The organism is Bacillus sp. FJAT-50079 (genome assembly GCF_018343515.1).
GTDB lineage: Bacteria > Bacillota > Bacilli > Bacillales > Bacillaceae_C > Lederbergia.
In genome coordinates this window covers 504,725-516,403 of the sequence record NZ_JAGYPD010000004.1, presented here as the reverse complement: position 1 = coordinate 516,403, position 11,679 = coordinate 504,725, and the positions used below count along the sequence as shown (strand labels likewise).

Annotated in this window: 16 protein-coding genes and 1 pseudogene; 3 read left to right on the top strand and 14 right to left on the bottom strand. The window is 39.1% G+C overall.

Annotation, left to right across the window (positions count from 1 at the left end):
* Positions 1-147 precede the first annotated feature (147 nt).
* Both KHA95_RS13385 and KHA95_RS13380 read right to left on the bottom strand, forming a co-directional pair.
* Positions 148-582: pseudogene (locus KHA95_RS13385) on the bottom strand (ComE operon protein 2); the annotation flags it as partial.
* 64 nt (positions 583-646) lie between these two features.
* Positions 647-1,249, bottom strand: a complete 603-nt coding sequence (locus KHA95_RS13380) for a helix-hairpin-helix domain-containing protein (protein ID WP_213138005.1) — start codon at positions 1,247-1,249, stop codon at positions 647-649.
* 72 nt (positions 1,250-1,321) lie between these two features.
* Between KHA95_RS13380 and comER the strand changes: the two genes are divergently transcribed.
* Positions 1,322-2,143: a late competence protein ComER gene (gene comER / locus KHA95_RS13375; RefSeq protein WP_213138004.1), complete on the top strand. Its 822-nt coding sequence runs from the start codon at positions 1,322-1,324 to the stop codon at positions 2,141-2,143.
* Positions 2,144-2,249: 106 nt separating this feature from the next.
* Here comER and KHA95_RS13370 read toward each other — a convergent pair whose 3' ends face one another.
* The 8 genes from KHA95_RS13370 to KHA95_RS13335 all read right to left on the bottom strand — a co-directional run bounded on the left by KHA95_RS13370 (position 2,250) and on the right by KHA95_RS13335 (position 7,431).
* Positions 2,250-2,993, bottom strand: a complete 744-nt coding sequence (locus tag KHA95_RS13370; RefSeq protein WP_213138003.1) for a class I SAM-dependent DNA methyltransferase — start codon at positions 2,991-2,993, stop codon at positions 2,250-2,252.
* Positions 2,990-3,346: a ribosome silencing factor gene (gene rsfS, locus KHA95_RS13365; RefSeq protein WP_213138002.1), complete on the bottom strand. Its 357-nt coding sequence runs from the start codon at positions 3,344-3,346 to the stop codon at positions 2,990-2,992. Before rsfS ends, KHA95_RS13370 begins: the two co-directional genes overlap by 4 nt.
* Positions 3,343-3,918, bottom strand: coding sequence for a bis(5'-nucleosyl)-tetraphosphatase (symmetrical) YqeK (gene yqeK, locus KHA95_RS13360; RefSeq protein ID WP_213138001.1), 576 nt, complete (start codon positions 3,916-3,918; stop codon positions 3,343-3,345). The genes rsfS and yqeK overlap by 4 nt, the downstream gene beginning before the upstream one ends.
* The gene (locus KHA95_RS13355) at positions 3,908-4,480 is read right to left on the bottom strand and encodes a nicotinate-nucleotide adenylyltransferase (protein ID WP_213138000.1); all 573 of its coding nucleotides are present in this window, start codon (positions 4,478-4,480) and stop codon (positions 3,908-3,910) included. Before KHA95_RS13355 ends, yqeK begins: the two co-directional genes overlap by 11 nt.
* A 167-nt stretch (positions 4,481-4,647) precedes the next feature.
* Complete coding sequence (gene yhbY, locus KHA95_RS13350) at positions 4,648-4,938, bottom strand: ribosome assembly RNA-binding protein YhbY (RefSeq protein ID WP_213137999.1); 291 nt, start codon at positions 4,936-4,938, stop codon at positions 4,648-4,650.
* Positions 4,932-5,774 (bottom strand): shikimate dehydrogenase, encoded by an 843-nt coding sequence (gene aroE / locus KHA95_RS13345; protein WP_213137998.1) that lies wholly within the window; start codon positions 5,772-5,774, stop codon positions 4,932-4,934. Before aroE ends, yhbY begins: the two co-directional genes overlap by 7 nt.
* Positions 5,775-5,806: 32 nt before the next feature.
* Positions 5,807-6,913 (bottom strand): ribosome biogenesis GTPase YqeH, encoded by a 1,107-nt coding sequence (yqeH, locus tag KHA95_RS13340; protein WP_213137997.1) that lies wholly within the window; start codon positions 6,911-6,913, stop codon positions 5,807-5,809.
* A complete protein-coding gene (locus tag KHA95_RS13335; protein ID WP_213137996.1) occupies positions 6,910-7,431 on the bottom strand; it encodes a YqeG family HAD IIIA-type phosphatase in 522 nt (173 codons plus the stop codon). Before KHA95_RS13335 ends, yqeH begins: the two co-directional genes overlap by 4 nt.
* A 377-nt stretch (positions 7,432-7,808) precedes the next feature.
* Between KHA95_RS13335 and KHA95_RS13330 the strand changes: the two genes are divergently transcribed.
* Entirely contained in the window at positions 7,809-7,958 is a 150-nt protein-coding gene (locus KHA95_RS13330) for a sporulation histidine kinase inhibitor Sda (protein ID WP_213137995.1), read from the top strand.
* A 227-nt stretch (positions 7,959-8,185) separates the two neighbouring features.
* Here KHA95_RS13330 and KHA95_RS13325 read toward each other — a convergent pair whose 3' ends face one another.
* Positions 8,186-8,971: a phosphatidylserine decarboxylase gene (locus KHA95_RS13325; protein ID WP_213137994.1), complete on the bottom strand. Its 786-nt coding sequence runs from the start codon at positions 8,969-8,971 to the stop codon at positions 8,186-8,188.
* Positions 8,972-9,075: 104 nt separating this feature from the next.
* Here KHA95_RS13325 and pssA point away from each other — a divergent pair, with 104 nt between their 5' ends.
* The gene (gene pssA / locus KHA95_RS13320; protein WP_213137993.1) at positions 9,076-9,615 is read left to right on the top strand and encodes a CDP-diacylglycerol--serine O-phosphatidyltransferase; all 540 of its coding nucleotides are present in this window, start codon (positions 9,076-9,078) and stop codon (positions 9,613-9,615) included.
* A gap of 166 nt (positions 9,616-9,781) precedes the next feature.
* On the opposite strand, the gene KHA95_RS13315 is transcribed toward pssA, so the two are convergent.
* The 3 genes from KHA95_RS13315 to KHA95_RS13305 all read right to left on the bottom strand — a co-directional run bounded on the left by KHA95_RS13315 (position 9,782) and on the right by KHA95_RS13305 (position 11,646).
* Positions 9,782-10,666: a hypothetical protein gene (locus KHA95_RS13315; RefSeq protein WP_213137992.1), complete on the bottom strand. Its 885-nt coding sequence runs from the start codon at positions 10,664-10,666 to the stop codon at positions 9,782-9,784.
* Positions 10,632-11,165 carry an RNA polymerase sigma factor gene (locus KHA95_RS13310; RefSeq protein WP_213137991.1) on the bottom strand — a complete coding sequence of 178 codons (534 nt, stop codon included), beginning with the start codon at positions 11,163-11,165 and terminating at the stop codon, positions 10,632-10,634. The genes KHA95_RS13315 and KHA95_RS13310 overlap by 35 nt, the downstream gene beginning before the upstream one ends.
* Before the next feature lie 187 nt (positions 11,166-11,352).
* On the bottom strand, positions 11,353-11,646 hold the full coding sequence (locus KHA95_RS13305) for a DUF5316 domain-containing protein (RefSeq protein ID WP_213137990.1): 294 nt from the start codon (positions 11,644-11,646) through the stop codon (positions 11,353-11,355).
* Positions 11,647-11,679: the final 33 nt, after the last annotated feature.

The window sequence follows — 11,679 nt, the reverse complement described above, 5'->3', positions numbered from 1 at the left end:
CGGCGTTTTTAGCCATTGATTCCTTCTTAATGTACATCTTCAGCGTCATCGAGGTCAGGACCCTACAAAAGGCATTACGCCGTTCATCCCCTACTTATCTAATTCGGGTAGAGGTTTACTTTATTGTTCTTCTGATAACTTTAGAAATATGTCCTTATCAAGCGGAACATGCTCCACCCTCACATTTGCTTGTTCGAATAGTTCAATGGCGTGTGGATGGTTTTTATAATCCTCCGCATAATAAACAGCTTTAATTCCCGCTTGAATGATTGCTTTACAGCATTGCAGACATGGGAAATGCGTTACATAAATTTCTGAGTTATCCGTTGGCACACCAAATTTTGCACATTGAATGATTGCATTCATTTCCGCATGAATCGTTCGCACGCAGTGATTATCAATAACATAGCAGCCCTCATCAATACAATGTACTCCACCAGCAATCGATCCATTATAACCGCCGGCAATGATTCGTTTGTCCCTAACAATCGTTGCCCCAACAGTCAATCTTGTACACGTACTGCGAAATGAAAGCAAATGGCTTTGCGCCATAAAATATTGATTCCATGAAATTCTTTCCATCTTTCTTTCCCCCTATCACTTTCTCCAGTGTAGCGAGATTCACTGCATGCCGTCAATCCATTTTCTATTTCACTTTAATTAAATCTTTAAATTTTTCAAATGTCTTCGCCCCAATTCCAGAAATATTTTGCATCTCTTCAATTCCCTGAAATGGACCATGCTCCTCACGGTACTGGATGATCGCCGCCGCTTTTGCTGGTCCAATACCTGGAAGTGTTTCCAGCTCGGCCGCATCTGCTTTATTAATATTGATTTTTCCAGATTCCTCCACGCTTCCTTCTTCTATGATTTCAAGCTCTTCTAAAGATTCCCCGATCTTTGGAATGTAAAGCACCATTTCATCATATACCTTTTGAGCCAGGTTCACTTGATTTTCATCTGCATCGGCAAGGAATCCCCCCGCAAGCTCAATCATTGCAAACACTCGATCTTCGGCACCTGCCTCATAAATTCCCGGCCGGTTCACTGCCCCTTTTACATCAACGAATACACGCGTATCTTCTTCAATCTCAACTTGTTCATCAGGCACGGGCATTTCGGTTGTTACACTTGCTTGGAACTCTTGATTCGACGAGTCTTTAGATTGGAAAAAGAATAGGATAACGGCCAAGATAGTGACAATAGCGGCGATACCTATCGTTTTATATTTCTCAATCCATACGTTCAAGTTCTTCACCTCTGGAATATTTCTTTGATTTGCGCATACATTTGGTAGGAGTAGGAAGTAGGGGGGAGCAGCATGAAAATCGGAATTATCGGAACTGGAAACATGGGGACAATACTCTCTGAAGCATTGCTAGATGGCAAAGCCGTTTCTCCTTCAGATATGATTGTAACGAATCGAACGAAAGACAAAGCTGAGATGCTTAAACATAAATACAAAGATGTCATCGTTACAGCAAGTCCCGCAGACGTTATTCACCATTCAGCACTGATCTTTCTTTGTGTCAAACCTCAAGACATGCATGCAGTCATCGCTCAAAATAAAGCGAGTTTAACAGCTGATAAATGCCTTGTGTCAATTACAAGCCCAATCCAAGTAAGCTGGTTAGAAAGCATGGTGAGCTGTTCTTGTGCAAGGGTTATTCCTAGCATTACAAACCGGGCATTATCTGGCGTCTCTTTAGTTACCTTTGGCAAGAAATGTAGCGCTCAATGGCGGCGGACAATCCAATCATTATTGTCGCAGATTTCTGCCCCTGTTGAAATTGAGGAAAAGATCACGCGTGTGTCCTCTGATATTGTAAGCTGCGGACCAGCATTCTTTAGTTATATAACGAGAAGATTTATTAATGCGGCCGTAGCAGAAACAAATATTGATGAAGCAACAGCTACAATATTAGCGGAACACATGTTAATTGGACTTGGTGAGCTTCTAAAAAAAGGGTATTATTCGTTACCGACATTGGAGGAAAAAGTATGTGTAAAAGGTGGAATTACCGGAGAAGGAATCAAGGTGCTGGAAGCAGAATTAGATGATGTGTTTGAAAAAGTATATCAAACGACACATAAAAAGTATGCTGATGAAGTGACACATCTAAAAGGGACATTCGGTCACTAACACCACTTATTCGCCATTTACGACAAAAATCCTCTATTATTTTAAAAATAAAAGCAGATGAAGATTTTTCTCTTCACCTGCTTTTTTCGTCAATTATTAAACTTACCTATTTTTTACATATAAAAAATAGTCGCTTCGCTTCCATGTCTGGCGCATCTTCTGTAAAATCGGCTGTCACCGATAAGATTGTAAAGCCTGCTTCTTTAAGCCAATTGGAATAATCCGCTTGTTCATATGTACGTTGCTTATGTATTTCTTCAAAACGTTCAAATTGTCCAGACGCTTCATCTAAAACAAAAAAGGTTAATTCATGTTCAACGGAATATAAATCTTCGCCTGGAAAACAATTCCATATATACGCAACGTCTTCTTCAACTAAAGCAAATGTTTCATTTTCATACACAGATTCCATTTGAAATGGTGTATGCACATCGAATAAAAATAAACCATCTTCATGTAAATGCTCGTGCACACGTAAAAATGTTTGTTTTGTTTGCTCTGGCGTTTCCAAATAATTTAACGAGTCACAAAAAATTGTAATGAGATCAAACGTACCAAGTCCATTTAATTCACACATATTTTGCTGAAATAAATTGAGCTCCACCGAGGCATGATCAGCTTTGTCTCTCGCAACCGAGAGCATTTCATCTGATAAATCAACCCCGGTGACAGCAAATCCTTCTTTCGCAAGCAAAATCGCTAACTCTCCTGTCCCACACGCTAATTCAAGCAGACGATTTCCTTGCACATGATATCGATCTTTTTGCATAAGGACATGCTGTAACCACTGTTCATATGGTACATCTTCCATTAGTAAGTCATAAACATACGCTAATTTTCCATAGCTCACTGTGCAAGCTCTCCAAGAACATCCTCGATTGGCGCATCGCCCCAAAGACGTTCAAGATTGTAATAGCTTCGTTCATCACGGTGAAAAATATGAGCGATAATATTGCCCATGTCAACAAGAACCCATTTCGCTTCATCAAAGCCTTCCATACTTTTCACTTCAATCCCTGCTTCATGTGCCGCTTCACGCAGCTCACGGGCGATCGCTTGTACTTGCTTATCTGAGTTACCGTGACAAATCATAAAATAATCAGCAATTAATGAAATACCTTCCATGTTTAATACAACAATATCTTCTGCTCTTTTATCATCCGCTGCTTTCACTACTGTCTTAAGCAATTCTTTTGTGTTCATTTGCTGCTGCCTCCTTTTTTTAAAACGATGCTGTTGTATGCCGCAAAGGTGTCGGGAAAAACGGCCGCCTGTTTTGTTAATAAAAACGTAATCGTATTGCCTAATGCCTTTAATAATGCCGCATCAAGATCAATATGCGCTAAATCTCGAACTTCCTCTACTCCCGGAAATTGACGTCCGGGCTCAATATAATCAGCAATATAAATGATTTTTTCTAATAACGACATATCCGCTCGACCGGTCGTATGGTATCGAATCGCGTGAAGTATTTCCCGATCGTGGATGTCAAATTGTTGACTTATTATATATGCGGCAGCCGGACCATGCCAAAGTTCTGGATGATAATCAAGCAAGCGAAGATCTTCTTTGCCTTTCACAATCATCTTCTGCAACTCGGCAATGGGGTGAAGTTTTGCATAATCATGAAAAAGCGCGGCGAGCTCTGTTTTCATTACGTCCACTCCATAGGTTTTCGCTAACTCAACAGCTGTTTCCGTTACACGAATTGTATGTTCATAGCGAGGTCCATTGATTTGCCGCTTCACAATCGCCAACGCTTGTTCACGCTTCATATAATCCCGACTCCTTTATATACTCAATGACACGATCAGGCAATAAATATTTCACTGAATCACCATGCTTCAGTCGACTGCGGATGACCGTGGATGAAATATCAATTTGAGGGATACTCACTTCAGTTACCGAATAGGCGCTTTTCATCGCATAGCCTGGCCTTCTTACACCTATGAAATCAATCATGTGAATTAACTCATCAATCCCATACCAATTCGGTAAGTATTCAACCATATCCGCCCCAATAATAAAATGATACTGATGATTCGGGTGCATTTCTTGTAAAATTTTGATCGTGTCGATCGTGTAAGACGGACCTGTTCGATTGAGTTCCAATGTTTCGATAAAAAACTGATCGTTTCCCGCAATGGCTCTTTCTAACATCGCAACGCGTTCTTTTGCTGTTGTTCCAGAAACCCGCTCTTTATGAGGTGGCTCTTGATTCGGCATAAAATGGATTTCATCTAGTTGAAGTTTATGCATTACTTCATTTGCAATAATTAAATGCCCTAGATGTGGCGGATCAAACGTCCCACCTAAAATCCCGATGTTTTTTTTCATGCTCATCAACCTTTATAAGCGTGTTTAAAAAGTTCGGTAAAAATGACACATCGAATGGTTAAAAGCGCCCAACCGGGAAGTTCGTACATCCTGTACAAACCCGCTGCTCAATGCTGCGCCGCCTCGAACTTCTTTGTCCTTTTTATCCTCGTTTTCAAACACGTATTTTATGGTAAAATAATTGTTTTCTTTTCAACGGACTCTTTATAAAGTACGATAATTTTTCCAATTACTTGCACAAGCTCTGCGCCTGTTCCTTCGACTAAGGAAGCAGCCACAGTCTCTTTATCCTCTTCACAGTTTTGCAAGATACTCACTTTAATAAGCTCTCTTGCCTCTAATACATCCTCAATTTGTTTGATCATATTTTCGTTCACTCCACCTTTACCGACTTGAAAAATCGGGTCAAGATGATGAGCTTTTGAACGTAAAAATCGTTTTTGTTTTCCTGTTAACATAATTCGCCTCCAAGTTGCTTTGTTACAATCTTTGTCATTCTATCGACATCAGGTTTCATATTCGTCCATTTTTCAAAAGCTAGCGCACCTTGATGGATGAACATACCAAGTCCATTTTGTGTATGCGCTCCACGTTTTTTCGCTTCTTTTAAAATTGCTGTTTCAAACGGATTATAAATAATATCGGAAACAAAAGTGTCCACAGATAAATTTTCCATCGACATCGGGCTGTCAGAAATATCAGGATACATGCCAATCGAAGTCGTTTGAATGATTAGCGTATAATTAGCTAATCTTTCTTCGGCATCGTCAAGGGTTAAAGCTTTGGACACCCCATTATACGGACATTCCGCGATCATCTTTTCTGCGTTCGCCACGGAACGATTACAAATATCGACGTTTACAACGTCTCTTGCTAATAAAGAATAGTAAATCGCCCTAGCCGCACCGCCAGCACCAATAATTAACACTCGCTCATTAGAAAGGTCTTCCTTCCAAGCGGTTTGAAGTGCCTCAATAAATCCATACCCGTCCGTATTATACCCCCAAAAGCCGCCACTCTCTCGAACAACCGTATTCACCGCCCCAATCGCTTGCGCAAGCGGATCAATCCCGTCTAAAAACGGCATGATCGTTGTTTTATGTGGAGCCGTCACATTAAATCCTTCGATTCCGATTGCTTTCATTCCTTCTACCGCCGTTTTCAAATCCTGATGGATGATATGAAAAGGTTGATAATGCGCATCAACTTTCAATTGTTTAAACTCTTCATTATGCATAATCGGCGACATCGACTGCGCAATCGGGTCACCAATCACCCCATATAATTTCATCATTCTTCCTCACCCTACCCCCGATTGAATTATGTCTATATGAGCGATGGACGCAACATGACTGTAACGCCTTTTGGGACGTACGCAGCCACTTTTGCCCCTGGCTCATTAATGGTTACCCAACCTAGGCCTGAAAAAACAATATCCGTTTTTCCTTCCTTAATCATAAACTCATGACGAACAAGCTTTGGAAACTGATCGAGTTCATCTTGCCTTGGCGGAAAAAGCATTTCTCCCACATGATTTTCATATAGGGAGCTGGCATTTTCCATTTTTGTTCGATGGATCGTTAACTCATTTGATACATGGCAAACTAATGAACGGCGCCCCCCACTTATATAATCAAGTCGAGCTAAACCACCAAAGAAAAGTGTTTGTTCTTCATTTAATTGAAAAACTTTCGGTTTAATCTCTTTTTTCGGGGTAATGATTTTTAAATCATTTTTACTCACGAAATGCGCCATTTGATGATGATTAATAATCCCCGGTGTATCAATCAATGCCTTCCCGTCATCAAGTGGAATTTCTATCATATCAAGCGTCGTCCCTGGAAAATGCGAAGTTGTGATCACATCTGTCCCACCAGCAACTTCTTTTATAATTCGATTGATGAACGTCGACTTACCGACATTTGTACATCCAACAACATAGACATCCTTCCCATGACGAAGCTGATCAATTTGTTGAAGTGCTTCTTGGATATGAAAACCTTTTGTCGCACTCACCAATAATACATCAATTGGCTGAAGACCAAGCTCCTTGGCCTGCTTTTTCATCCATTGAATAAGACGATTTCTTTTCGTTGATTTCGGTAGAAGATCTGCTTTATTTCCAACTAACAAGATTGGATTTTTCCCAACAAAGCGATGTAAGCCCGGTAGCCAACTACCATTAAAATCAAAAATATCGATGATTTTCACGATTAAACTGTCAGTGTTACCAAGTTGGTTTAAAATGTTGAGAAAATCTTGATCTGTTAAAGAAACATCTTGAACTTCATTATAATGTTTTAGCCGGAAGCACCGTTGACAAATGACTTCCTCTTTTTCTAACTGAGACGATGGCGCATAACCAATTTCAGTTGGATCTTCCGTTTGTATTGTCACTCCGCATCCTATGCAGCTAATTACTTGCTTGCTCACTTTTCATCCTCCCATTTTATCAAGCCTTTTCGTTTAAAACGAGCCATAATTCTTCTTTCAATCATTCTGTTGAATTTTGTAAAAAAACCATCCGATGATGCGACTGGAACGACCAGAATCGTGTAAAATTGCGCACGGTTCCCCCCAAGAATATCCGTTAAAAGCTGATCACCAATAATGACTGTATTTTCATTATTCGTTCCCATTATTTTCGTTGCTTTTTTAAATGCTGCACTAAGCGGTTTACGCGCTTGATGAATAAACGGAATTCCGAGCGGATCAGAGAAAGCTTTTACCCGCTGCTCATTATTATTCGAAACAATCGTTACTTTAATATCATGTTCCTTCATATCCGCAAACCATTTAATAATATTAGGAGTTGCTTCTGGCCTGTCCCACTCCACAAGCGTATTATCCAAATCAGTAATAATTGCTTTTATTCCTTTTTCAACAAGCGCTTTTGGATGAATATCAAAAACACTTTTTACATATTCATTTGGCAAAAAATTTGTTAACACGTATATTACACCTCATTACAATGTCATTGTTTTATTTTAACCAATCTTCCATTCTTACGCATCTTTTTCCCCTTTTATAAACGGTAAAAAGATGAATAGGAATTACACTTTATTTCATTGAAATGCGAAAAAGATTTCGACATATTTTTCATTTTCACATTTTGTGGATAACTTTATAAACAAGTATATGCATGTCAAACACTATATTTCTATGCCCGAAAGATTATTTACCCACAAGTTATCCACGTGACACTGTGGATAACGGAACGCTTGTTCCACAGCACTTAATCTGTTAAGGTATGAGTAGACAAAGGATAAATGAATAGTTTATGCATCAAAAACAGTATTTAGAACTCGATTTACTGGAGGTGAAGCTGATGAGAAAGTTATCTGATGAATTATTGATCGAATCCTATTATAAAGCAAAGCAACTCCATTTAAGTACTGAATTTATCCAATTGATCGAGTCAGAGCTTCAGCGACGATCATTAGCAAAGCACATTCAAGTGAAAGTTATGAATGGATAACGAATATCAAAATAAATATATTTTCAAAGCGCCTGATAATAGGGCGCTTTTTCTTGCTTTAAGAGCGTGTGATTACAGCTTTGTCTCCTTTTCCCATGTAAATCCATTCATTTGCCTTTGACAAGAGTTTTTCGGCGACTTGGAAAATCATTCAACCTTCCATTTACCCTCGGCATCGATTTTTCGGTGATTCGAGTAATCGAAACTCAATATGCGCAGTATTACGATTAAGATGATTGTAATCGACCGATTATTTCTCCTATTCGAATATTAGCTGGAACTTCGAGCTTCTCATTTATTCGAAATAAGTCTTTTTCAAATAATAAGACGACGGTTGATCCGAACGAAAAGTAAGCGACCTCTTCGCCTTTTTCCCATTCCTGCTTATGATTAAGCATTTTAACAGAATTGATAAACATTGCTCCAACTTTTACCATCGCCATCGCATGTTGTTTATGTGTTAACTCCGTAACCGTTCGAAAGTTTTTTGCTAGAGGAGCATCACCATATTTTAAGCCCATTCGATTAACTGGGTATGACTTTTTGCCAAGTGTGTACGTGCGGATCACTTTCGCTTGAAGTGGTGAATGGATGCGATGATAGTGGGACGGGCTTAAATAAAGGATTAAATATGTTCCTCCCGAGTACTTCGCTGCTTCATCCACTCCACCGAGCATTTCAGAAATCGAATAAACTTTATTTTTCACAATGATTTCGCGATCTGGCGTAATTTCTCCCCAATCCTCTAATACCCCATCGACGGGGCTTATGACAGAATCCTCCATCATATCTACGGAACGAATGCCATCCTTTAGCTTTCGAGTAAAAAATTCATGTAGGTTTTCATATGTTTCAATGTCTTCAAGCGCTTCTTCTAGGTTTATTTTATAAACTCGTGCATATGGTTTAATAAGGGGTTTACTAAGACGCGAATGGGCAAATGCATATAGCGCCTTCGCAATCATAGGCCCATTTAACAAGCACATAACGAGCCGATACATCCTTCGTCTCAAAATTTGGAACCTCCTCTGGCATTTTCCTCTTAACTTTCACATTAAAAAAGCATATAATTAAGTAATTACAAGTTCATAATCGTAACGGATAAGGGGGAGTAAACGTGTTATTATCCGATGTCTTCGACAACACCGTGAGAAAGATTAAAACGCAAACGGCAAATGTATTAACACTCGCAAATCTAGGATTAGGTGGATTTGCTATTATCGTAGGAATACAGGGCCAACTGCATCTTAGTCTCATGCTCATCTTTATCGCTGCACTAGCTGACCGTTTTGACGGAATGGCTGCAAGAAAATTGCAAGTTGAATCAGAGCTTGGTAAACAGCTTGATTCGATGAGCGACATTATTTCATTTGGCGTCGCACCGGCATTGTTATTATACCAAGGAATTTTACATTTGTTCGGTTATCCAGGTGCATTTTTTACAATTCTTTATATCGGATGCGGTGCATTTCGTTTAGCTCGGTTTAATATAGCAGAAAATAACGGTTACTTTACTGGGCTTCCTATTACTGCTGCCGGCTGCCTATTAACACTTAGCTATCTTGCGATTCCATTTATTCCAGCGTACTCATTTATTTTTATTATTTTATCCTTATCACTTTTAATGATTAGTACCTTTACATTAAAAAAGGTATGACGGCTTTCTTCATTAGAAAAGACGCCTGCAGTTGCAGGCGTCTTTTGCGTTTGCGGCGAAAGACCACATGTTCACATCATGTGTGCAATTAAGCAATGTCAGTCGACTTATGCAAATCAGCTCATCGCTTTTTAAATATAGCATGAATGGAGGCGGTTGGCTATCATTAATTTTCAAATCGCTTCGTTTTTTCTCCGTCAATAACCAATGTCCATATTCCTTGTTTCGGGAAAGTGATGGTTCCGTCAAATGTATACAGCGGCTTTAATGTAGCTGTATCGGTAAATTCTCCACTTCTATGAAAAGTTTGCTGCTCTACAATTCGACCTAGACGGTCCTTTAATTGAACGTCTATCTCCCTTTTATCCTCACCAATGCTTTCAATAACCACCTCCGACTTTTCTCCAACTTTTATTTCTTTCGGTGACGTCCTTAATGTATAATGCTCCGTTTTTGGAAAAGGAGGCAAAACGTTAAGAGTGAATTCTTCGAATAAAGCATCGTTCACATAAAAAGAAAGCTGCCATTCTCCTGCTTCCGGGAAAGGGGAAAACTGTGTCAATAGATGAGCGTCTTCATTATAAAGCCCACCATGCTCAATCGTTCCTTCGGATAATATTATTTTTTCATTATGTCGATTCATTGCCTCAATTCGATAATCTTTCCAAATAAATGTATCTGGATCATCCCAGAAATAAATCATCAACTTACTTCCTCTTCTTTCATCCTCGGCAACGAAATGATTAAAAACATTTAAAATACCAACCTTTCCTTCAATTCCAATCAACTCTTGGTTCGTATCTGTATGAATAAATGCAATTCCCGCCTTTGCTGTTAATTCGATTTGTGGTTGTTTCGTTTGAAACTCTGATAAAACAAGGAAAACCAAGATCATTCCTAACCCTACGATTGCAATCAGCGGCTTGAATGAACGCTTATTTCTTGTATTCCGTTTTCGTAATTGAAATAGAATTTGTTGTTTTTGCTCTTCAGCCAATGAATATTTTGGAAGGTCTTTAAGTGATTCTTCGATCAAATTTGTTTCCTTCAATAGATGTTCCCTCCTGTTCTAATTGTTCTTTTAATTTTTTTAGCGCGCGATGATACGTAACATTCACTTTATTTTGGTTCCATCCCAATACATCGCCCACTTCTAGAGGCGAGAGTTCTAAAATCCCTCTTAAAATGACGACTTCCTTATATGGGGGAGTGAGTTGATGAATCGCTTGATGCAATTCAAGCTGCTCGGAATGTCTTACCATCCGCTCCTCTAATTCGTTACTAAGCGGTTGCTTAGGAGTAAGCAGATGCCGAATTCGTTGCCAAATTTTTCTTCGTCGAAAGTCATCGTTAACAAGATTTCTCGCAATCGAAATTAACCAAGTTTTCGGATGTGACTCAGCCCGAAAGCGCGACAAATTTTTAAATGCAAGCAGAAACGTTTCTTGTACAATATCTTCCACATCGATCATCCCAGTATAATAAACGAGGAAACTAGTTACGTCTCGTTCGTATTGATGAAACCACTCTTCAATCACATGTTCTTTCACATGATCCCCCCTCTCTTACTAATTAGACGATTATGTATTCATTAAATTACAGCCGTTCGAAATTCTTTACTTAAATCAGCATTTATCCTTTCAAAATTCTATAAGTGGCGGGATAAAATTAGTGTTGAGACTCAAAAACTGGATGCAATATCGCTAAAGAAAAAAAGGCAGTGTATGAACACTCCCTTTACATTATTATGAAGTAATACATGAGGACGGCTACGACAATATTTGGAATTGCTATAAGCAATAGCTGCGCACTGCTTTTTAATCTGACACGCTTCTCTCCTCTTATTTCCGTATTCAAATCAATTCTTGTTCGCTCTCCGTCTGCCAATGCACCCACTGATAAAGCACTAAGAGCCAATGAAATGAGACCTGCTATGCCACAAATTTTATACATCATCTTCCAATCATTCATGGATAAAGAAACAACGATCGCAATAACGATGATGATCAGCCCTACATAGAATGCCCTCATTCTCACTCCCCCTTAATGATAGTATACAATAAG

Coding starts and splice junctions, on each gene's coding strand:
- comER (WP_213138004.1), top strand. CDS start 1,322: ATGAAAATCGGAATTATCGGAACTGGAAACATGGGGACAATACTCTCT.
- rsfS (WP_213138002.1), bottom strand. CDS start 3,346: ATGAACACAAAAGAATTGCTTAAGACAGTAGTGAAAGCAGCGGATGAT.
- yqeK (WP_213138001.1), bottom strand. CDS start 3,918: ATGAAGCGTGAACAAGCGTTGGCGATTGTGAAGCGGCAAATCAATGGA.
- KHA95_RS13355 (WP_213138000.1), bottom strand. CDS start 4,480: ATGAAAAAAAACATCGGGATTTTAGGTGGGACGTTTGATCCGCCACAT.
- yhbY (WP_213137999.1), bottom strand. CDS start 4,938: ATGTTAACAGGAAAACAAAAACGATTTTTACGTTCAAAAGCTCATCAT.
- aroE (WP_213137998.1), bottom strand. CDS start 5,774: ATGATGAAATTATATGGGGTGATTGGTGACCCGATTGCGCAGTCGATG.
- KHA95_RS13330 (WP_213137995.1), top strand. CDS start 7,809: ATGAGAAAGTTATCTGATGAATTATTGATCGAATCCTATTATAAAGCA.
- KHA95_RS13305 (WP_213137990.1), bottom strand. CDS start 11,646: ATGAGGGCATTCTATGTAGGGCTGATCATCATCGTTATTGCGATCGTT.